11 protein-coding genes are annotated in these 21,636 nt (G+C 60.6%); 4 read left to right on the top strand and 7 right to left on the bottom strand.

Going from position 1 to position 21,636, the window contains the following annotated elements; genetic code table 11:
- Positions 1 to 3: 3 nt before the first annotated feature.
- Entirely contained in the window at positions 4 to 2,982 is a 2,979-nt protein-coding gene (locus tag TR61_RS03520; RefSeq protein WP_342669399.1) for an ABC transporter transmembrane domain-containing protein, read from the bottom strand.
- 194 nt (positions 2,983 to 3,176) lie between these two features.
- On the opposite strand from TR61_RS03520, the gene TR61_RS03515 reads away from it, so the two are divergent.
- Positions 3,177 to 3,569 (top strand): DUF3307 domain-containing protein, encoded by a 393-nt coding sequence (locus tag TR61_RS03515; RefSeq protein WP_082181829.1) that lies wholly within the window; start codon positions 3,177 to 3,179, stop codon positions 3,567 to 3,569.
- 15 nt (positions 3,570 to 3,584) lie between these two features.
- Here TR61_RS03515 and TR61_RS03510 read toward each other — a convergent pair whose 3' ends face one another.
- The gene (locus TR61_RS03510; RefSeq protein ID WP_050928180.1) at positions 3,585 to 8,186 is read right to left on the bottom strand and encodes an Ig-like domain-containing protein; all 4,602 of its coding nucleotides are present in this window, start codon (positions 8,184 to 8,186) and stop codon (positions 3,585 to 3,587) included.
- Between the two features lie 317 nt (positions 8,187 to 8,503).
- Here TR61_RS03510 and TR61_RS03505 point away from each other — a divergent pair, with 317 nt between their 5' ends.
- Positions 8,504 to 10,669, top strand: a complete 2,166-nt coding sequence (locus TR61_RS03505) for a CHASE2 domain-containing protein (protein WP_050928179.1) — start codon at positions 8,504 to 8,506, stop codon at positions 10,667 to 10,669.
- A 1-nt stretch (position 10,670) separates the two neighbouring features.
- Here the strand turns inward: TR61_RS03505 and TR61_RS03500 are convergent, their stop codons facing one another.
- The 4 genes from TR61_RS03500 to TR61_RS03485 form a co-directional block, all read right to left on the bottom strand.
- Positions 10,671 to 11,993, bottom strand: coding sequence for an HlyD family type I secretion periplasmic adaptor subunit (locus tag TR61_RS03500; protein ID WP_050928178.1), 1,323 nt, complete (start codon positions 11,991 to 11,993; stop codon positions 10,671 to 10,673).
- Positions 11,994 to 11,996: 3 nt separating this feature from the next.
- Entirely contained in the window at positions 11,997 to 14,177 is a 2,181-nt protein-coding gene (locus TR61_RS03495; RefSeq protein ID WP_050928177.1) for a type I secretion system permease/ATPase, read from the bottom strand.
- Entirely contained in the window at positions 14,174 to 15,550 is a 1,377-nt protein-coding gene (locus TR61_RS03490) for a TolC family protein (RefSeq protein ID WP_172676927.1), read from the bottom strand. The genes TR61_RS03495 and TR61_RS03490 overlap by 4 nt, the downstream gene beginning before the upstream one ends.
- Positions 15,551 to 15,690: 140 nt before the next feature.
- Entirely contained in the window at positions 15,691 to 16,134 is a 444-nt protein-coding gene (locus TR61_RS03485; protein ID WP_050928175.1) for an Lrp/AsnC family transcriptional regulator, read from the bottom strand.
- A gap of 140 nt (positions 16,135 to 16,274) precedes the next feature.
- Between TR61_RS03485 and TR61_RS03480 the strand changes: the two genes are divergently transcribed.
- Both TR61_RS03480 and TR61_RS03475 read left to right on the top strand, forming a co-directional pair.
- Positions 16,275 to 19,685 carry an indolepyruvate ferredoxin oxidoreductase family protein gene (locus TR61_RS03480; RefSeq protein ID WP_050928243.1) on the top strand — a complete coding sequence of 1,137 codons (3,411 nt, stop codon included), beginning with the start codon at positions 16,275 to 16,277 and terminating at the stop codon, positions 19,683 to 19,685.
- Between the two features lie 124 nt (positions 19,686 to 19,809).
- Positions 19,810 to 20,682, top strand: coding sequence for a class I SAM-dependent methyltransferase (locus TR61_RS03475; RefSeq protein ID WP_050928174.1), 873 nt, complete (start codon positions 19,810 to 19,812; stop codon positions 20,680 to 20,682).
- On the opposite strand, the gene TR61_RS03470 is transcribed toward TR61_RS03475, so the two are convergent.
- On the bottom strand, positions 20,683 to 21,561 hold the full coding sequence (locus TR61_RS03470) for a LysR family transcriptional regulator (protein ID WP_050928173.1): 879 nt from the start codon (positions 21,559 to 21,561) through the stop codon (positions 20,683 to 20,685).
- Positions 21,562 to 21,636 lie beyond the last annotated feature (75 nt).

Genomic DNA, 21,636 nt, shown 5'->3' with positions numbered 1-21,636 from the left:
TGATCAGTTCGAGACATAGCCCGCCACGACCTGCAACAGCTTGAAGGCCGTCTGGGCGTCATTTTCCACAACGGCGAGGAATTCCTCGGCCCCGATGCGCAGGCATCTCAAATCGGTTTCGGCCTTCATGTCCAGCGCGCGCGGCACGTTGCGGATCAGTCCCAGTTCACCCACCAGCGTGCCGGGACCCACGGTGGTGATCAGCTGATCGTCTTCGCCGTCCTTGGGAAGATAAAGCCCCGCTTCGCCTTCGATGACCATATAGGCCCCGTCAATCGGCGGGTCGCCCTTGTAGAAGACATATTCGCCCGCCTGCGCGTCATACCAGCGCGCGCCGAAGGCCAGCAGGCGCAGCTGGCGGCGGCCCAGACCGGAAAAGAGATGCGTCTGTTCCAGCGCGCGCAGCTTGCGCGTGAGGTCCGCGCTGGCCGCGCCATCCTGTTCGGCGGCCACGGTTTCGCCATGGGCGACAAGCCGGCCCTGTTGCAGGTCAAGCTGCTGTTCAAAGACGGCACCGGCGGGAAAGCTGTCGGACAGAACAACCATGGTGGTGCCGGGCAGAAGCTCGTGCAGTTTCTCATAGGCTTCCTGCCGCTCGTCGCGTTCGCGGCTGGCCAGCACGTTGTCCAGAACCAGCACATTGGGTCGCTTGATCGCGGCGCGCATCACCGCCAGCGGTTCGGCCAGAATCGAGGGCATGTTGGCACCGCCCAGAGGAACCGGGCAGTCAAAGACCAGCGCCACCACCAGATCGCGCAGACCGGCGCGTTCCAGATATTCGGCGGCTTTGCGGCGCACCTCGTCCGCGCGGGCGCCGGCGGTATCCGACACTTTCCCGTAAAGCGCGTTTTCCAGAACGCTCATCCCCGGAGCCCAGGCGCTGCTGGAAAGCGGCACGTAAAGGCTTTTCAGCTTTTCGCGCATGTCCTGGCCATGGGTGGCGCGCAGTTCCAGGATCTGCTCCTGCATGGCTTCGGGGAAGGCCGGGCCGATCTGTTCGGCGGAAATGCCAAAGGGAATGGTCATCAGAAGCGCCAGATCATCGTCGCTGAGTTCGCCGCTGTCGTCATGGGCGCTGACCAATTCGGCCGCCTTGGCATAGGTGCCTTCCTCAAGCCCCAGCTTGTGAAACAGCGGGTGGTCGGTGCCGTCCATGCCGAAGATCTGGCGCAGCATGTCGATCACATCGCGGCTGAGCGCGATCAGGCCCGCGTCGATCTTCTGTTCGCGCAGGAAGGCAAGGAATTCGGTTTCCTGCGCCAGCGCCTCTTGCGTGATGGGTTTGAGCGGGGAGGCATAAAGCAGGTTGTCGCCCACGGGCAGCGCGGGGTTATAGGCCACGGGGTTCAGCCAATGCACCGCGCGGTCAAGCCCGGTGGCGCGCAGCTCTTCCTTCAGGCTGGTGCGGGCGTCGATGATGGCCTGGGTCAACTCGGGCGTCTGAACCGCGTCGGCGCGCATATCAAGGCCCCTGCGGAAGAAGGTGGGCGCGCTGCCAAGTGCGTCGACCAGTTTCAGCATCCAGCCACGCAGCGCGGCTTCGTCTTCAAGCCCGGCAAGCGACGGGTCCAGCCAATCTGCCAGAAGCGGATCGCCGCTGTTTCCCGAACGTTCGGCATCGAGGATCGCGGCCTCCATCCCCTCTTTCGACAGGGGCTGGTACTTCAGCGGCATCAGCACGTTTTCCAGGAAAGTGCCCTGAAACAGAACGGGCCGGGCCGAGGCATGGCCGATCTGGCGCGCCACAACTGCCTGATGCAGCCCCGCCAGCGGCTGGTCGGCAATGGTCACGCTGCCGCCCGCAGGCTGCACCTCGCGCACCAGCACTTCTGAAAAGGCGCGGCGGTCCTCTTCGCTGGGGGCCGTGACGCCGATCATCGCGCCCTCGTTCAGGGTCACATTGAGGTCTTCCAGCACGCTGTTGCCATCGGCATCGCGCACATTGACATGTTTCAGCGTGATCGGGCCTTTCAGATCGGGTTCGCCCTCGGGCTGGCCGGTGAACAGCGCCTCGTCCGTCATGCCTTCGGGGGCAAAGCGTTCGGTGATGATCTCCCAGCGCAGGGACATGTCCTGCACCTGGTTGTAATAGGCCAGAAGCTCTTTCCAGGGGCTGGCGATATCCTTGTAGGCCGCCAGCGCCGCGACCAGCGCGCCCACGGTAATCTCTCCCTGGATCACCAGAAGACCGCCCACCAGATAAAAGAAGAAGGGCGTGAGCTGGTTGATGAAGTTGTTGAGGAACTTCATGAAGAATTTCTTCTGGTAGATCTCGAACCGGATCGTGAACAGCCGCGCCAGCCGGTCGGTGATCATCGACAGCCGGAAACGCCAGCCGCCATTGGCCCGCAGGGTCGAGGCGCCCTGGGCCGTTTCCCCGATTTCGGCGGCAAAGGCGCGGACCTGCACAATGCGCTTTTTGTTCAGCTGGTTGATCTGGCGCTGCAGCATCGGGATCAGCCAGGCCTGCAGCGGGATCAGCGCAATGGCGGCCAGCCCGAACCAGAAGGATTGCAGGAACAGGAAGCTGAGGATCGTCAGCATCTGGCCCGCCTGCAGCACCGGCTGGCTGATCGCGTCGCCCATCAGACCGCCCATCGGTTCGGCCTCGGACGTGATCATCGAGACAAGCTCGCCCTGGCTGGTGCGTTCGAAATAGGGCTGCGGGAACCGCGTGACGCGCGCAATCAGTGTATAGCGGAACCGCCGCAGCATGCGTTCCGACAGAATGCCCTTCATCGTGTTGATGCGCATCTTCAGAAGGCCGTGGGCCAGAACCGACAGCAGAAAGGCCCCGCAGAGGATACTGAGCAAGACCACCTGTTCGACGGAATAGCCCATGAACTGCACCGGGGAGGATCCCGCACCTATGGCGTCGTTGATGATCCGCTTGGGCAATTCCAGCGTCAGATACAGAAGCGGGAACAAGCAGGTTGTCACGGCCAAAAGAACCAGTTGGTCGCGCTTGGAGTATTTCCAAATGAATTTGAAAAGTGTGCGTTCTATGGCCTTGTTCCAATCTGCCGCAAAGCGGTTGCCGCGTGTTGCTTATTCCAGCTTCAAGCACATGGGACCCAAGGTAAACGTCTTAGGCTCTTGCAATCAATTGCTTTTGCCCAAATATTCGGCATTACACTCAACGTATCGGCCGGCGTGTCGTAAAGGATGTTAACCACGTGACCGAGCTGGCGTTACAGATTCTGATCCTGCTTTCCCTGCTTCAAATCAAGCATATGTTTTCGGATTACTTCCTCCAGACTTCTAGGATGCTGGAAGGGCGCGGGACCTATTTTCATATGGGTCGTGCGCAGCACGCGTTGGTGCACGCGGTCGGATCGCTGATCTGCCTTCTGATTGTTGGCGCGCCGATAGGAGTGATCCTGGTGCTGATCTTGCTAGAATGGGTGGTGCACTTCCACATCGACTGGGCCAAAGCAGCCTATACCGCCACCAAAGGCCATGGGCCCGCCGACGCAGGTTTCTGGCGTGCCGCAGGCTTTGACCAGTTCCTACACCAGATGACTTATGTTGCCATGATCTGGGCATGGCTGGTCTTTGCGGCAAGATAGCGGCACGAGATCTTCTTAAGCGACGGGCGGGTTCACTTCGATTTCTGCATCAACACCCAATGTTGCCGAAAATACGCCGACCGGATCAGTGTTGCTTTGGTATTGCCATATATCCACCAACTGACCTCCACCGATATCTTCATCCTGTGAAGCCAGCACCCAATTTCCGTCTGCGCCGTCTTCCAGGAACAGGACATCCTGAGTGTCACCCAGGATCAATGCGCTGTCCGACACGGCTCCCACGCCCTGCCCATCAAGCAGCGCGTTCGAGTCCGTCGACAAATCGACTACATCGCTTAGCGTCAGCATCATGGAGTTCTGCAAGCCGTTATCCATATCCAGTGTTTCGATGTCGCGGATCGTCACATCGTCCAGCAGGTTGGTCAGAATGTCGTTGGTGAAATCGAAGACCAGCGTATCCTGGCCCGTGCCACCATCCATCAAATCCCCGTCGCCGCCGTCTTCGGGCAGACGGGTCACTCCAGCATCTTCCATAGTCAGCAGATCGTCGCCTGCCCCTGCAAGCACTGTATCGATCCCGGTGCCGGCATTCAGGCTGTCCGCACCGTCATAGCCCATCACCAGATCATTGCCCGACCCACTTGAGATATCATCGGCAAGATCGCTCCCGAACAGAAGATCGCTGCCCGTCAGCTCGGACGCGGGGCTGTCGGTGGCATTGGGGATCGTCACCTCCGTTTCAGACTTACCAAAGACTTCTGTAGCGAAAACGGTCAGATCCGCGACGCCATCACCATCCAGGTCATAAGTGGCTGTAACCGAAAACCGGTTTTCCACTCCCAGAGCGTCAGAGAGGTCTTCGATCTCGGCCAGCGCCAATTCGTAGTCAATTCCCTCCTTGGCCAGGGCCCGGGTGTCTTCTGTGGCAACCACGGTCGAGGGTCCACCTTCGACGGACAAGGACACCGACAAAGACACAAGCGTTGGGTTGAAAGCTGGGGTCGTGATCAACGCCTGCTCCAAATCCTCAGGGCCTGAGAGCGCGGTATAGGCACCGTCGCTGTCCAGCCCGTTCAGGCTTTCGACCGCATTGGCAGAGGGATTGCCGCTGGTGCTATCAAAGGCAGGACCAAGCCCAAAGGCTTCGATGTCGATGTTGTGGTTGGCCAGAAGCTCATCTCGCTCGACCTGCCAGACCGAGTCATTGCCCGACGGCACACCATCGGTGATGAAGAACAGGAAGTTCTGCGCGTTGGGATCCGTTCCGTCAAGATAGGTATCGGTGCTGTCCAGTGCGGCGCCCCAGTTGGTCAGGCTGCTGGGCTGTTCGTCGCGCAGAGCTTCCAGCTCCTCCGCCCAGCCGTCGCGAGGATCTTCGGCAGTGCCGGTGGCGTTGAACAGGTCAAAAGACACAACCTCAGTCGCATCGCTGGAAAAGACGGTAAATCCAACGGTAACCGTTAATTCTGAACCTTCAAACCGGGTCTGCAGTGTGTCAAGCGCCCCATCGATCGACGTGATCATCGCATTCCAGTCGTCATTGGAGATACTGCCGGACCCATCCAGCGCAAAGATTAGATTGACCTCGGATGACGTGACCTCATTGGCATCCAGTACGACACTACCGGCCGGAGCATCCGTTGCCGGATCGAAATTGACGATCACATCAACGCTGTTGTCGCCGCCCTCACCCGTTTCAACCGCGATGATCACCTCGCCCTGGGTCACGCCGCCCAGCCCGTCGCTGACCTCGTAGGTGAAGCTGTCGAAGCCCACAAAGCCTTCATTGGGGGTATAGGTGAAAGACCCGCCGCTGGTCAGCGACACGGTGCCGTTTTCCGCGTCGAACCCTTCGCCGGTGACCAGGGTATAGGTCAGCGTGTCGCCATCGGGGTCAGTGGCCAGAATGGTATCTGTAACCGCCGTGGCCTGTGTGGTTTCAAAGACGTTGTCTTCGGGCAGTTCGGGTGCGTCATTGGCACCGTTCACCGTAATCGTGATCTGCTGGTTGCCCGATTGCAGGCTGCCATCCGAGGCGAAGACGGTGAAGGTATCGGTGTCACTGTCACCCTCGCCGAGGCTGTTGGCCTGAATGTTGTCAAGCGTGTATAGCCAGTTGCCGTCATCGTCGATGGTCAGCGTGCCATAGGTGCCTTCGATGCTGCCCACCATGCCCCAGGTGAGCGGACTGTTTTCGGCATCAAAGGCCGTCAGCTGGCCTGAAGCTGTGTTCACCTGATCATCTTCGGTGACCGAACCCGTCGCGGCCTCGGGTCCGGAGGTGATGACCGGCGCATCATTCGATCCATTCACGGTGATCTGGATGGTGCGCTGGATTTCTCCGCCGTCGCCATCGCTGGCTCTCACGGTAAAGCTGTCGGTCTCCACATCGCTATCGCCCAGACTGTCGGACAGTTCGGGATCCAGCTCATAGGTCCACGAGCCGTTTGCCTGGATCTGCAGCGCGCCATACGTACCCTGGATCGTGTCGCCACCGGTCAGGTTGCTCCAGACCGGATCGGCGCTGTCGACATCGGTGGCGATCATCGTGCCGGTCGCGGCGATGTCATCGGAATCTTCCGTCACCTCACCGGTATCGGTGCTGAGTTCGGTGTCAAAGACAGGCAGGTCATTGTCGCCGACCAGGTTGATCGTGATCACCTGCTGGTCGACCCCGCCATTCCCGTCAGAGACCTGAACCGTGAAGGTCTCGATCGCCGAAGCACCACCTTCGGCCTCGGGCGCATTCAGACCTTCAAGGCTTTCCGTGAGTGTGTAGGTCCATTCCCCCGAGGCCGAGATCGTGAAGGTGCCATAGGTGCCCTGCACCGGGTCGGGGCCCTCGGTCACAACGCTCCAGGTCGCACCGTCGCCCACATCCAAATCATCCGAGACCATCTGGCCGGTGAACTCCGTGGCAGTCGCCGTCCCCTCGGAAACATCCGCCGACAGGTCGCTGGTTTCCACGTCAATGACCGGGTCGTCATTGATAGGCGTGACGGTTACGAAGACGGTGGCAGTATCTGTTTCGCCATTGCCGTCATCGACTAGAACCTCAAAGCTGTCCTGCCCTTCGAAATCATCATTGGGTATGTATGTATAAGTGCCGTCATCAAACAAGGTCACTTGACCATGGGTCGGGCCACTGACCAACGAGAACGTCAGCGTGTCGCCATCCACATCCGTCGCGACTAGTGTCGCTACTAGAACGCCGTCCTCCTCTGCGCTCGTGTTTGTATCTGGTAACTCGGGAGGGTCATTGACCGCAGCCACCTGGACAAAGACCGTCCCGGTGGCCTGTTCACCGGTCTCGTCGGTGACAAGGTACGTAAAACTGTCAATCCCGTTGAAGTTCTCGTTTGGTACATAATTGAAACTACCATCGTTTTCGATCGTGGCCATGCCGTTGCTTGGACCAGCGATGATCTCGTAGGTCAGCCCACCGACGATACCGACATCGACAACGCCGTCGATCCCGCCATCTTCACCGGCATCTTCCTGCCCCTCAACGACAACATCGCCCGCTTGTAAATCGGGCAGCTCTCCATCCGGCTCTAATCCCTGAAACTCGGCATCTACTTCGGCGTCATATGGATCGGTATCATCGATAATGATAGGCTCATCGAACAGGTCAACATCACCTGTTCCGAATGATCCCTCGCCGCCACCCGGTCCACCCGAACCTCCACTCGAGGTAGAAGGCATCGTGACGAAAGTTTGACCTGCATCAACCCGATTGATCGCCGATTGCAGAGCCCCGAAAGCATCGGCGACAAGTGCTTGATCGTCACTGGGATCAACTGCGCTCCGCTCCACCGAATATGTCTCACCATCTTCGGTCGTAACCTCCCAGCGAGTGTCGGTCACTGTGATCTGTTGCACCAAAGTTCCGTCGAGTGTACGCAATTCGATGCGACCCAGATCGCCATCTGCGTCACGCACGAGTGTAACTTCTGTAGTAATCGCCCCATTCACGGTTTCAATCCGCGCCAGAACAGTGGTGCCACGAATACCCATCGTGGCAGAGGGCGTATTCACGTCCATGCCGCCCGTTTTGGCGACCTGCCCGGCGATGAAAACGAAACTGCCCTGCACCAGGCTGAACGAGGCGGTATTGTCATTAGAGGACGGGTCATAGATCAATTCGTCGATGACCATCCGTGTGCCGGAGGCAAGCGTGAAGATCGTGCCGTCAACGAAGGTGAGAGCAACGCTCCCCGCGGCATCGGTTTCAACCACGTCATTCTGGAAAATCTTCATTCCGACGTCGAGCGTCTCAACCGTACCATCTGACCGCTGTACGGTGGCCACGCCGTCAATCGTTTCGACCTGACCAATTGGATCACCGCCGCGGACACTGCCCACTTGCGCATACTGGCCCGGCGCAATGGGGCCTGCGAGACGGGAAATGATCTCTCCAGTCAATTGAGCGCCGTTGGGAGAGAAAATCGAGGCTGGAGGGTCGGAGAAGAAATAATCCTCGATCCGAATGGTTGGGGCGTCCTCATTCACGAGGAGCAAATCGTGACCGGCCCTTTGGAAATCGGCCCCGAAGAGAAGCGAAGCGTCAGGAACGATCAGCCTCCCGTCCTCAGGCTCCAGAAGTATGACAGGTGCCAGATCTTCAAATGCGTCTTCGAAACGGTCGAGGGACATAAACCCCCTCCTTGAAAATGAAGCAATATGCAGAATACAGTAAAACCACACTGACTAATGAACATAAGATACACTAAATTATGCCACACAATGGCCATATTTCTCAAGAATCACGTCAGAATCGCGAGGTTTCTCGTCGTTTCACTCAACCAATGCGGGAAATTCGCTGAATTTCTCCTCGGCATCTGGTTTTTCGAATCGCTCGAATCACTGAGGGCTGAACCGAGTCGGCCATACATATCTTATGGCCCTGTCTCCTGATGCGGAGCTGGTTTTCCCGTTGGGTCGGATGGGTTCGCGTCTTCGCCTTTATCGGGATGTTGTTCGCGCTTTTGATCCGCATCGGGGATCCTGGACCCGTCGCGGCATTACGATTTGCGACCTTTGATTTCTTCCAGCAGATCAAGCCGCGCGAGATGGTGCCGGTGCCGGTTGCCATCCTGGATATCGACGACAAAAGCCTTGAAACCGTGGGCCAATGGCCGTGGCCGCGGAACCGGGTGGCCGATATGGTCAATGCCGCGACCGCAGCAGGTGCGGTGGCCATCGCCTTTGACGTGGTTTTTGCCGAACCCGACCGGCTGTCGCCCGCACGGTTCGTGAAGGATAACCCAAATCTGCCCCTTCTCTTGTCGTCCGAACTGGAGGGTCTGCCCGACAACGATCAGCTTCTGGCCCAGGCCTTCGCGGCCTCGCGGGTTGTTGTGGGTCAGACCAGTGTCCGGACCGAACGCGGCAACCGCGACGTCAAACGTGAGATGATCGAGGTGGCCCACGCCCTGATTGGACCGGACCCGATGCCCTATATCCAGAAGTTCCCCGATATCGTCCAGAACTTGCCCGAGCTGGAGGCCAGCGCGGCGGGTCACGGGGTGTTCAGCGTACGGCCCGAGTTTGACGGGGTCTATCGGCGCATTCCCATCGTGATGTCGGTGCAGGGCAAATACCGGCTGGGTCTGGCGCCGGAATTGCTGCGGGTGGCCACCGGCGGCGCGCCGTTTGCCATTCGCACGAACGAGGCGGGGATCGAAGGGGTCGTTGTCGCAAGGCAGCTGGTGCGCACGGCGGCTGATGGGACGGTCTGGCCTTATCTGACCCCGTCGTCCGGCGCTCGCTACGTGTCGGCCAGCGACCTGATGGACGGCACCATGCAACAGGGTCGGCTGGCGGGCCATCTGGTGCTGGTCGGCACGTCGGCCATCGGGCTTGAGGATTTCCGCGCAACGCCCCTTGGTGTGAACATGGCTGGGGTGGAAATCCATGCCCAGCTTCTGGAAAACATCCTGACGAATTCGCTGCTCTATCGTCCCAATTACGCCATTGCGATCGAGCTGCTCGCGACGTTCATCCTGGGCCTTCTAGTGATCATTCTGGCACCTGCGTTGTCGGCACGGCTTCTGGTGGGGGGATCGGTGCTATTGCTGGTGGGCTATGCCGGATTTTCCTATTACCAGTTTGCGATGCACCGTCAGCTGGTCGACCCCAGTTTTCCCGTTCTGGCGACCATGGGGGGCATCATGCTGATGTCGACGGTGAACTATTTGCGCGAAGAACGGCAAAGGCGGGAAATCCGCACCGCCTTCGGGCAATATGTTTCGCCTGATCTGGTGGAGCGGCTGTCACGCAATCAGGAGGCGCTGACGCTGGGCGGCGAAACGCGCGAGCTGACGCTTCTGTTCAGCGATGTGCGGGGCTTTACCGCGATTGCCGAGCAATTCAAGGACGATCCCGAAGGGCTGACCGCGCTGATGAACCGGTTTCTGACGGCCTTGTCGAACGGCATTTTGGAGACGCAGGGCACGATCGACAAATTCATGGGCGATGCGGTGATGGCGTTCTGGAACGCGCCGCTGGATCTGGAAAACCATCCCGAAGCAGCCTGCCGGTCGGCGCTGAAAATGATCAGCCGGGTCGAGGAATTGAACGAGATCCGCAAGGCCGAAGCCGCCGAACGCGGGGTGGAACACATGCCGCTGAACGTGGGCATCGGCATCAATTCAGGCCCCTGCGTCGTGGGTAACATGGGCAGTGACAACCGGTTCGATTACACCGCGCTTGGCGATCCGGTGAACGTGGCCTCGCGGCTTGAGGGGCAATCTCGCTATTACGGGCTTCCGATCATCCTGGGCTTTTCCACGGCGCAATTCGTTATGGGCACCCTGGCGGCGATCGAGATCGACATGGTCCGCGTGGTGGGCAAGGCGCTGCCGGAAAACATCTTCGCGCTGGTGGGCGACGAGACGCTGCGCGAAAAGCCCGAATTCCAGAAACTGTTCCGGGTGGCCTCGCAGATGCAGGTGGCCTATCGCGAGCAGGACTGGGCCACGGCAGAGGCGTTTCTGAGCGATATGGAACCGCTGGGAGAGGCGCTTGGCCTTGATCTGGACATGTTGATCGACATGTATCGTAGCCGGATCGCCGATATGCGCGCCAACCCGCCGGGGCCGGACTGGGACGGCGTGTTTTCGTCGACCAAGAAATAGATCAGCGTTCGCGCAGCGCTTCGGACTGGGCGCGCAGGATCGGCTTGGTCAGATAGCTGAGCACCGTTCGTTCCCCCGTCTGGATATCGACCGAAGCGACCATGCCCGGCGTGATGGGCAACGGGTTGTCGTCCGATCCCAGAAAGGACCGGTCGGTGCGTACAACGACGCGGAAAAACTCTTGCCCGTCAGCGCCTTGGATGGTGTCAGCGCCGATGCGCACGACCTCCCCCTCAAGCGCTCCATATTGAAGGTAATCATAGGCCGTGATCTTGACCGAAGCGGCCTCTCCGGTACGGACGAACCCGATATCGCGGGGGCCAAGATCGGCCTCGATCAGCAGGCTGTCGTCGATGGGCACTATGTCGATCAGCGGCTGTCCCGATTGCACCACCGCGCCCAGGGTCTTGACTGCGACCGCGTTCACAATGCCTTCGACCGGCGCGCGCAACTGCGTACGGCGGACGCGATCTTCGGCGGCGCGCAGGCTTTCTTGCACGACGGCAAGCTCCAGCTGCAGCTGCGCCAGACGCTGACGCGCCGAGAGCACGTAAGAGGACCGCGCGGCGTCAATTTGGTTTTCGGCCTCGCGGATTGTGGCCTTCAGCCGCCCCTCCGACGCGATGGAAACGGTGATATCGCCCGACAGTTCTGCCAGCCGTGATTTCAGGCGCAACAGCTCGATCCGAGGGACGAGGTTGCGGGCGACCATGTCTTCCGTCAGCGCCGCTTCTTCCTGGAGGGGGGCGATGATGTCGCGGGTGCGTTGGCGCAGGGCCAGAAGTTCTTCCAGCTCGCTTCGTCTTTGCAGAAGCTGGTCATCAAGCACGTTCAATTCGCGCGTGAGCTGTTCGCGGCGCGACAGGAACAGCTGCATTTCGGCCTGGGTGGCCAACGGGGTGCGTTCGGCCAGCCCCTCGGGGAACTGCAGATCCGTGGCAAAGCGCGCTTCGGCTTCAAGCCGGGCGGTTTCGGCCAGAAGGGCGGCTTCGCGTTCCAGCAATTCGCCGCGTTCGGAATCAAAGCGGGTGTCGTCGATCTGCATCAGCACGCTGCCAGCTTCGACGAAATCGCCTTCGGCCACTTCGATCGCCGAAACGATACCCCCTTCAAGGCTTTGCACCGTCTGGACCTGTTGCGACGGGATCACCCGGCCCAGTGCGCGGGCAGATTCCTCGATCGTGAAGGTGGCAGCCCAATAGACGAAAGCGGCCAGCCCCGCGAGGATCAGCCAGAACAGCCAGCGCGGCCCTGAGCGTTCGACCACCAGCGTGGTGGCGGCGTGGTCATTGGCAAAGCCATCCTCGATCCGGGTGCCGAACATCGCCTAATCCGCCTTGGGTGCGTTATTTGCAAGCTTGGCCAGCACGTCCGCGCGCGGGCCGTCCATCAGAACCTTGCCCTGATCGATGACCATCAGCCGGCCCACGATATTGGCCAGCGACATGCGGTGGGTGCACAGGATCATGCCCATGCCGGTTTTCGACAGCTCGTTCAGGCGTTCGGCGACCAGCGCTTCCATCCGGTGATCCATCGCGCTGCTGGGTTCATCCAGAAACAGCAGCTTTGGCCTGCGCAACAAGATACGCGCCAGCGCCAGGCCCTGTTTCTGCCCGCCCGACAGGCGGTTGCCCTGTTCGCCCAGAAACGTCTCGATACCGTCGGGGAGCGCAGAGACGAAGCTGTCCATCGCGGCGTAATAGAGCGCTTTATGGATCGCCTCGTCGCAGGCGTCAGCGGCGCCGATGGTCAGGTTTTCGCGCAGGGTGCCGGTGAACAGATCAGGCTGCTGCGGCAGGTATCCGACCGCGCGGCGCAGCTCGGCCGGGTCGTATTGGGTGATCGCGATATCATCCAGCAGAACCTGGCCCGATTGCGGTTCGATCAGGCCGATGGCTATCTTGCCCATGGTAGTCTTGCCCGATCCGACCTTGCCCAGAATGCCCAGGGTTTCGCCAGGTTTCATGGCAAAGCTGAGCTCGGACAGAACGGGGTTCGGCGTGCCGGGATAGGTGAAGGTGACCTTGCGAAACTCCAGCTGGCCCGCGCTGGCGCGCAAGTCACTGGTGACGGTGGGGCCGCGTTCGGTGGGCAGGTCCATGAATGCATCGAGGTTTTTCAGCGCCTTGACCGCATGCTGGGCGCGAAAGATCGTCTGGGCGATGGTGCCCAGCGGCGACAGCACCCGACCGGCAAGGATATTGGCGGCGATCAGACCACCGACGGTGATCTCTCCGGCGGCGACAAGGAAGACGCCCCAGACGATGATGATCACGCTGACCGCCTGCTGGATCAGCATCGTACCGTGCGAGGCGACGCTGGACCAGGTCTTGGTGCGCGAATTCACCCGCGCGGCGGCGGCAACGGCGGTTTCCCATTCGCGCTGCATCACGGGTTCGGCGTTCAGGCTTTTGATCGATTCCACGCCCACAAGGGATTCCACCAGAACCACGTGGCGCTTGGTGGCGATGCGCTGCGCCTGTTCGGCGGCGCGGCCCATGGGGATCTGCGCGATAAAGGCCAAGATCATCACCAACGGCACCGCCAGAAGCGGAACCAGGGCGATGGGCCCGACGATCATGTAAAGCGCGCCCAGAAAGATCCCGATGAACAGCAGATCGATCAGGGACACCACGGTGGTCGAGGCGAAGAAGTCCCGCACGATGTCGAAATCGCGGATCGTGTTGGCCATGCCCGCCGCCCCGCCGGGTCGCGTCAGAAGTTTGACATTCATCGCCTGTGCAAACAGCGATGACGCGACCTTGAGGTCCACGCGCCGTCCGATCCGTTCGATGATGCTGACCCGTGCGGACCTGAGGATCAGATCCAGCGCCAGCGCAATCGCCACGCCCAGCGCCAGCGTCCACAGCGTGACAAAAGCCAGGTTCGGGATGACCCGGTCATAAACGTTCATCACGAACAGCGGTAGCGCCAGCGCCAGCACGTTCATGCAGAAGGCCGCCAGCACGATCTGCGACCACGCCCCCCAATTGGCGCGCACCGCGCCCCAGAACCAGTGGCTGTTGCGCGGCAGGGCGCTGGCGGGATCAAGCCGGCGGTTCACGGCGTCTTCCGCCTCGGTCACCAGCAGGACGCCGGGTTTGATCCTGCGCCGCAGGTCGCGCAGGCGGATCTCGCGCAGCATGTCGGCTGCCGCGGGGTCAACCACGGTGGCCATCTTTCGTTCGATGCCGGTCACGACCAGGGGCGGGCCGTCTTTCTGGAACACGACACAAGGGAACACCACCGGATCGAGCCGGCGGACATCCTTCAGCACAAAGCGCGAGCGGAGCGAGATTACCTCAAGCGCGCGCGCAAGCCCTTCGGGTTTGGTCAGGTCGGTGCCATGTGGCAGGCGGCCTGCGACGGCGGCTGCGTTGAAGGTCTGGGATTTCTCGCGGGCGAACCACTCCACGACGGCAAGGCGTGTGTCACCTGCACGGGTCTCTGAAAAATCACTGGTCCCGATGGATACCACCTTGGCGGTGTTATCGGGGGCTGAGGTCATTCCAGCGGCTCGATCACGGTGTTGAAGACCGATGTGGGCGACGCCAGTGCGCGGCGCTGGAAGGTGGGCTCAAGCGCGATATCGGCCGGTTTCAGACCGAAATGTTCCGCAAGACGGCTTTGCGTGGCCAGAACCCGGTATTTGCTGAAGGCCAGGCTGGCATCGGCGCTGACCTTTTCGAACTCAACATTGAAGCGCGAGCGTTCAATCTCAAGCAGGTCCAAAAGGGTGCGCTTGGCCGCGTCGAACTCTTCCCGGTACACATCGACGAGCGAGCGGTTGATACCCAGTTGCTGGCGCAGGCGGCGCGCGCGTTCGTCATTGGTCTGAAGACTGGTCCAGGAGCGGCTTGAGAGGTCGATCACATCGCGCGCGGCGGCGTCACGCTGGAAGGCGGCCTCGTAACTGCGTTGGGCAAAGGCGCGCCGTTCGTCGTTGCGCCCACCTTTGTAGAGCGTCCAGCTCATCGAGATGCCGGCGAACTGATCGTTGCGGGTGTTGAAATTGCCGTTCCGGTTCTCACCACGCGACGCGCCCACGTCGAGGGTCAGTTGCGGATAGCGATCCGCCTGGCTGATCCCTTGCTGATAAGTGGTCTGATCCAGACGGGCCTGCGCCCCCTTCAGCCGGTAGCTGTTGGTCAACGCGGCCTCGCGCAGCGCCTGTTCGCTGCGGGGCAGTTTGACATTGGTCAGGGACATGTTGCCCGACGGTGCCCGACCGATCACCCGGACATAGCGCGCATGCGCATCCCTGAGAGAGCGTTGGACATCCAGTTCGACCAGGCGCGCGGCCGCGATGCGGTCATCAATCGTCAGTTCGTCGCTGAACGGTAGACGGCCCGCTTCGACGAGGTCACGCACCTGTTGACCGATGGAAATATGTTTGCGGACATTGCGCCGCGCCACTTCCAGAAGGGCCTGGTGGCGGTAAACGTCAATGTACGCCTCTGCCGCGTTCAGGGCCATCGTTTCCGACGCATCCAGCAGGCTAAATATACTGGCATCGACCCGAGCGGCATTGGCATAGACCAGATTGGCCCGGCGGAACCCGTCAAACAGGACATAACTGGCCCGCACACCGATCTGGCGGCGGGTCTTAGTCACATCATTTTCCGTAGCGACTTCCAAACTTGTAGGATCATCCACACGTTCCCGCCCGATATCGCCAAAGATTTCGACGCGCGGCAAGTATTCGCCGCGCAGGCGCAACAGCTCATAGGCGCTAGCTTTCATATTGGCATCGCGCGCCTGAACCAGCGGGTTCGTCGTCACCGCGTGGCGCACCGCATCGCGGATAGACTCAGCTTGAACGGGTCCAACAAAAGACAACGCAAAACCGACCGCCGCCAATGACACGAAAATTGCCCTCATCCTGATCCCCATCGCCAGATTGATCTCTTAAATTAAATTACTTTTCACGACGTTAACGGATTTCTTTAATATTTCAAAGGATTCTCGGATTAGTGCGCAGGCTCCGCGCGTGGCCCCGTTCCGGATGCCGTTGCGGCAGTTCAGCCTTTGATCGTGCGCAGCACCACATTCGTTTGCGCGCTGGATACTGCGGGCAGTCGAAACAGGAAGCTTTCCAGAAACCGGTTATAGGCATCGATGTCACGGGTGAGCACGCGCAAATGGTAATCCGCCTGCCCGGTGGTGGCATAGCATTCCTCCACCTCTGGGCTGGCTTCGACCGCACGGATGAAATCCACGATCTTGTCGGGCGCATGACGGGTCAGTTGCACATGGACCAGTGCGTGGAATTCAAGTCCAATCTTCCGGGGATTGACCTGCGCGGCATAGCGTTCGATCACTCCTGCCTCCTCAAGCGCGCGGACCCTGCGCCAGCACGCCGAGGCCGACATTCCCACACGCTCGGCCAGTTCGGCATTGGGCAGGCGGCAGTCTTTCTGAAGCTCGGCCAGGATGGTCAGGTCTTTTTCTGAAAGCGGCGTCATTTCGGTCGTTCATTTCATTCTTCAATTTCTCATGGTTGGATTTTCCACATTTTGCCGCTTTTCCGCAAGATCTGGAAAAACTTTTCACATGCGCGGGGGTAAACTCCCGCGAAACGTGCCTGTGCCAAGGATCCATTTCCGTGACCCACCCCGCCCCGCAATTCGACACCTATCAACTTGACGATCGTTACGCCCGCACGTCCGGACGGGTCTTTCTGACCGGCACGCAGGCGCTGGCGCGCATCATGTTCGATCAGGCCCGCCGCGACCGGGCGGCGGGGCTGAACACGGCGGGCTTCATCTCGGGCTATCGCGGGTCGCCGCTGGGCGGGCTGGATCTGGAGCTGTGGCGCGCGCGGGAGCGGCTGAAAGCGGACCAGATCGAGTTCATGCCGGCCGTGAACGAAGATCTGGGGGCGACGGCCGTGCTGGGTGCTCAGCAGGCCGTGCTGGATCCGCATTGCCAGTACGAGGGCGTCTTTTCCATGTGGTACGGCAAGGGCCCCGGCGTGGACCGGTCGGGCGATGCGCTGAAACATGGCAACGCCTATGGCAGCGCGCCCAAAGGCGGCGTGCTGGTCGTGGCGGGGGACGATCATGGCTGCGTCAGTTCCTCCATGCCGCATCAGTCGGATGTGGCGTTCATGTCGTGGTTCATGCCGACGCTGAACCCCGCTTCCATCGACGAATATCTGGGTTTTGGCGAATACGGGCTGGCGCTGTCGCGGTTTTCCGGCACCTGGGTCGGGTTCAAGGCGATCTCGGAAACGGTGGAATCGGGGCGATCGGTCGAACTGCATCCCGACCGGGATTTCGTCACGCCGGATTACACCCCGCCGCCGGGCGGGTTGCACGTGCGCAGTGCTGACCTGCCCTCGCCCGAAATCGAAACGCGGATCGGTCACAAGCTGGAGGCGGTGCGCGCCTTTGTCGAGGCCAACCCGATTGACCGGCGCATCTATGACATCCCCGAGGCCAGCTTTGGCTTTGTCACCACCGGCAAGGCCCATCTGGACCTGATGGAGGCGCTGCGCCTTCTGGGGCTGGACGAAGGGAAATGCCGGCGCCTGGGCATCGACATCTATAAGGTGGGGATGGTCTGGCCACTGGCGCGACGCGATGCGCTGGGTTTCGTGAAGGGCAAGCGCGAGGTGCTGGTGGTCGAGGAAAAGCGCGGCATCATTGAGTCGCAGTTCAAGGAACATTTCTATGACTGGCCCGGCGAGAAGCCCGAGCGCATGGTGGGCAAGCATGACAGCCAGGGCAACCCGCTGATCCCCTGGACAGGGGAGCTGTCGCCGCGCCTGCTGCTGCCCATCGTGGCCGACCGGCTGCATCGGTTCTTCCCCGGGGAAAACCTGCCCGAAAAGGCGCGCGCCCTGACCACTGACGCGCCGCCCGTGCTGAATGTCAGCGGGGCCACCCGCACACCTTACTTCTGTTCGGGCTGCCCGCATAACACATCGACAAAGGTGCCGGAGGGGTCGCAGGCCAATTCCGGCATCGGCTGCCATGTGATGGCCAGCTGGATGGATCGCAACACTGCCGGATACGCCCAGATGGGCGGCGAGGGCGTGCCATGGGTGGCCGCATCGAAATTCAACGGCGGCAAGCATGTGTTTCAGAACCTGGGAGAGGGGACGTGGTATCACTCGGGCTCTCTGGCGATCCGGCAGGCGGTCGCGGCGGGGACAAACATCACCTACAAGATCCTTTATAATGACGCGGTCGCCATGACAGGCGGTCAACCCGTGGATGGCCCTGTATCGGTCGCCGCGATCGCCCAGACCTGCCGCGCGGAAGGGGTGGAGCGGATCGCGCTGGTGTCGGATGATATCGGCAAGTTCGACCGGTCGGACTTTCCCGCAGGCACCAGCTTTGACGACCGGTCGCGGCTGGACGTGATCCAGAGAGAGCTGCGCGAGATCCCCGGTGTGACCGTTCTGATCTATGAGCAGACCTGCGCCACCGAAAAGCGCCGCCGCCGCAAGCGGGGCACGATGGACGATCCGCCGAAATTCGTGATGATCAACGATCTGGTCTGCGAAGGCTGCGGCGATTGTTCGGTGGAATCGAACTGCCTGAGCGTGGAGCCGAAAGAGACCGCCCTGGGCCGCAAGCGCAAGATCAACCTGAATTCCTGCAACAAGGATTTCTCGTGCCTGAACGGGTTCTGCCCGTCATTCGTGACGGTCGAAGGGGCCACGCGGCGCAAAAAAACCGGTGCCGGGCTGGATGTGGCGGCATTGCTGGCGGGCATCCCCGCGCCTATGCCTGCGCGGCTGGATGCGCCTTTTGATTTGCTGGTGACCGGCGTGGGCGGCACCGGAGTTGTCACCGTGGGCGCGCTGATCACGATGGCAGCCCATCTTGAGGGCAAGGGCGCGAGCGTTCTGGATTTCACCGGTTTTGCGCAGAAATTCGGCACGGTGCTGAGTTACATCCGCCTGTCCGCACAGCCTGGCGATCTGCACCAGGTGCGCATTGATCAGGGTAGCGCGGATGCGGTGATCGGGTGCGATATCGTCGTCTCCTCCACGCCCAAGGCCAGCGCACATTACCGGGCGGGCACGCAGGTGGCTCTGAACCGGGCCGAAATGCCCACGGGCGATCTGGTGCTGCACCGCGACGCGCAGCTGAAGGTGGACGAGCGCGAGGCGGTGATTGCTGGCGCGGTCGGCGCGCAGAACCTGTGGGGCATCGACGCCAACAAGCTGGCCGAAGATCTGCTGGGCGACAGCGTATTCGCCAATGTGATGATGCTGGGCTTTGCGTTCCAGAAGGGGCTGGTGCCCGTCAGTGAGCTGGCGTTGAAACAAGCCATCGTGCTGAACGGCGTCGCGATCGAGAAGAACACAACCGCCTTCGATCTGGGCCGGGTGATGGCTGCAAAACCTGAGGCGGTGAAGGCGCATCTGCGCGCGGATACCCCGCTTCCGAAGACACTGGACGAGATCATCGCCCATCGCGCCGCCTTTCTGACCGAGTATCAGAACGCGTCCTATGCCGCGCATTACACTGCACGTCTGGACGCTTTGCGTCCGATCCTGCCTGAAGATCAGTTGATCAGCGTGGCAAAGAACCTGTTCAGACTGATGGCCTTCAAGGATGAATACGAGGTCGCGCGGCTGCAGACGCAGATGGGGTTCTCCGATCAGCTTGCGCAGGAATTCGAGGGCGGTTTCAAGGTTCACTACCACCTTGCCCCGCCCTTCCTTGCTAAGGCAAAGGATGCGCGCGGCCGTCCCGGCAAGCGCAGTTTCGGACCTTGGATGGGCAAGGCAATGGCGGTGCTTGCGCGCCTGAAGGGGCTGCGGTCGACGCCGTTTGATCCGTTCCGGTTTACCCCCGATGGCAAACTGCATCGCGAGCTGCTGCGCTGGTACGAAGACGTGCTGGAGCGTGCGGCGGCGGAACGGACGCCCGAAACGGCAGAGACCTGGCGCGACATTCTGGACTTGCCGTCGGAGATCCGGGGCTATGGGCCGGTGCGCGAGGCCGGGGCGAAAGCGGCCATGCGGCGTTTCGAGCGCCTGAGCCAAGATCTCTGAGATCGCACCGTTTGCGCGTAAGCCACAACATGAACTGAAATTCGGTCCGCCGGCACTCTGCTCTTTGGTTTGATCCAAGTTTTCCCCACAGTGCGAAAAACGACAAACGGCGGAGGCGGGGCACATGAAACAGGACGCGGGGACGGGGTCCCCCTATTCGACGCCCGGGCACTATTACAGCCCGCTTTACACACCGAACCAGATGCGTGCTTACCAGGGGTCGTCCCTGTTCGCAGCCCAGGCCGAGCGGGTGGACGCCATGCTGGATCTGCCTGCGATGCGCAGGACGTGGTCCAAGATCGCCCCACACATCGTCAATTTTCCATTTCAGCGGACTAAGGGCTTTCGATATTTCGGCGACAACCGTTTCTTTGAATACATCGACGCCGCGACGTTGTCCGGCATGCTTGGATGGCTGCGCCCCAAACGGGTCATAGAGATTGGCGCGGGGTTTTCGTCGGCGGTCATGTTCGACACGTTCGACCGCCTGGAAAACAATCGGCTGGAACATTTCTGCACAATTGATCCGGACCTGTCTCGCGTCAAAGACTTGGACCCGCCAGAAAATGCAGAGCTTTGCGAGAGCCTGATACAGACGGTCGAGACCGAACGTTTCGACGCCCTGGAAAAGGGCGATATTCTTTTCATCGACTCCTCTCATGTCATGAAAACGGCCAGCGATGTGCATTACATCTATCTGCATCTTTTGCCGCGACTGAAGCCGGGTGTCGTGGTGCATATCCACGACATCTTCTATCCGTTCGAGTATCCACGTCGCTGGCGTATTCGTGAGCCGCGCTTCTGGAACGAGGCGCATATCGTCGACACGATGCTCACGCACGGAAACAGTTTCGATATCCTGTTTTTCGTGGACGCCTTTGTGAAGAAATCCGCGCCCGCTTTGAAGTCGAACCGAGAGGTGTTCGACCGGTTTGATGGTTTTGACAAGCGGCAGTGGCACCATTGGAACGGATCGCTCTGGTTGCGCAAAACCTGATCAGACCCGGGCGCTGGCCACCAATAGATCCTTCACGATCGGATTGGGGAAACGTCGTTGTAAGGTAACGGCGTAAAACGTTTCTTTGATCTGGGGATGCTCTTTCGCTTCGACCAGCCGGCCCGAGGCAAGTTCGTCCTGCACAACAATGGGCGGGACCAGCGCCAAGCCGATATCTTCGCGCGCGAGAAGGCGCATCATGGCCATGTCATCAACCTCGGCCACGATCTGAGGGCGGATCGCCAGACGGGTGGTCAGGGCATCGAAGGCCGCGCGCACCGAGTTTTCCTGCGTGGGCAGGATCACGGGCTGTTCCTGCAAGAGCGTCGCCAAAGGGGTATCCGCATCCAGCCGGGACGGCGTGCCGACCAGTCCGATCGCCTGTTCGGCCACGCGGTGCACCACGTAGGGCGCAAGCGCATCACTGGGCGGTTCGCGGTTCATCAGCACCAGATCCAGGTTCAGCGTGCCCAACCCTTCGAGCAATTCCGTGGGGCTGCCCGATCGCAGGATCACTTCGACATCCGGGCGGGTCAGGATCGGGCGCAGAAAGCCCAGTTGAAAGTTCCGTGACAGCGTAGCCAGCGCCCCCACGCGCAGGGCCTGCCGCGTGCGCCCCGCCCCTTCCAGCGTGGCCACAAGTTCCTGCCCGGTGGAAAAGATCGCGTCGGCATGATCCAGCGTGATCCGCCCCGCTTCGGTCAGGTGCAGCTGGCGGCCCCGTCGTTCAAAAAGGTCATGGCCCAACCGTTCCTCGAGCTGCTTGATCTGCACCGAGAGGGCCGATTGCGACAGGTTCAGCCGTTCCGCCGTGCGGGTCAGGTTTCCGTCATGGGCCACGGCCCAGAAATAACGCAGATGATGATAGTTCAGAGGCATATCGTTCTATTTATTAAAACGATTATGAAAGAACAATGTATTTTTCTTTATATTCTACTGGCCCTATCTGATGCG

It is taken from the genome of Aestuariivita boseongensis, from assembly GCF_001262635.1.
GTDB lineage: Bacteria > Pseudomonadota > Alphaproteobacteria > Rhodobacterales > Rhodobacteraceae > Aestuariivita > Aestuariivita boseongensis.
Note: the sequence above shows the minus strand (reverse complement) of the source record. Positions and strands in the feature narration are given on the sequence as shown.

Excerpts from the sequence above, each read along its gene's own strand:
- TR61_RS03510 (WP_050928180.1), bottom strand. The coding sequence starts at position 8,186 with ATGTCCCTCGACCGTTTCGAAGACGCATTTGAAGATCTGGCACCTGTC.
- TR61_RS03505 (WP_050928179.1), top strand. The coding sequence starts at position 8,504 with ATGTTGTTCGCGCTTTTGATCCGCATCGGGGATCCTGGACCCGTCGCG.
- TR61_RS03500 (WP_050928178.1), bottom strand. The coding sequence starts at position 11,993 with ATGTTCGGCACCCGGATCGAGGATGGCTTTGCCAATGACCACGCCGCC.
- TR61_RS03495 (WP_050928177.1), bottom strand. The coding sequence starts at position 14,177 with ATGACCTCAGCCCCCGATAACACCGCCAAGGTGGTATCCATCGGGACC.
- TR61_RS03490 (WP_172676927.1), bottom strand. The coding sequence starts at position 15,550 with ATGAGGGCAATTTTCGTGTCATTGGCGGCGGTCGGTTTTGCGTTGTCT.
- TR61_RS03485 (WP_050928175.1), bottom strand. The coding sequence starts at position 16,134 with ATGACGCCGCTTTCAGAAAAAGACCTGACCATCCTGGCCGAGCTTCAG.
- TR61_RS03475 (WP_050928174.1), top strand. The coding sequence starts at position 19,810 with ATGAAACAGGACGCGGGGACGGGGTCCCCCTATTCGACGCCCGGGCAC.
- TR61_RS03470 (WP_050928173.1), bottom strand. The coding sequence starts at position 21,561 with ATGCCTCTGAACTATCATCATCTGCGTTATTTCTGGGCCGTGGCCCAT.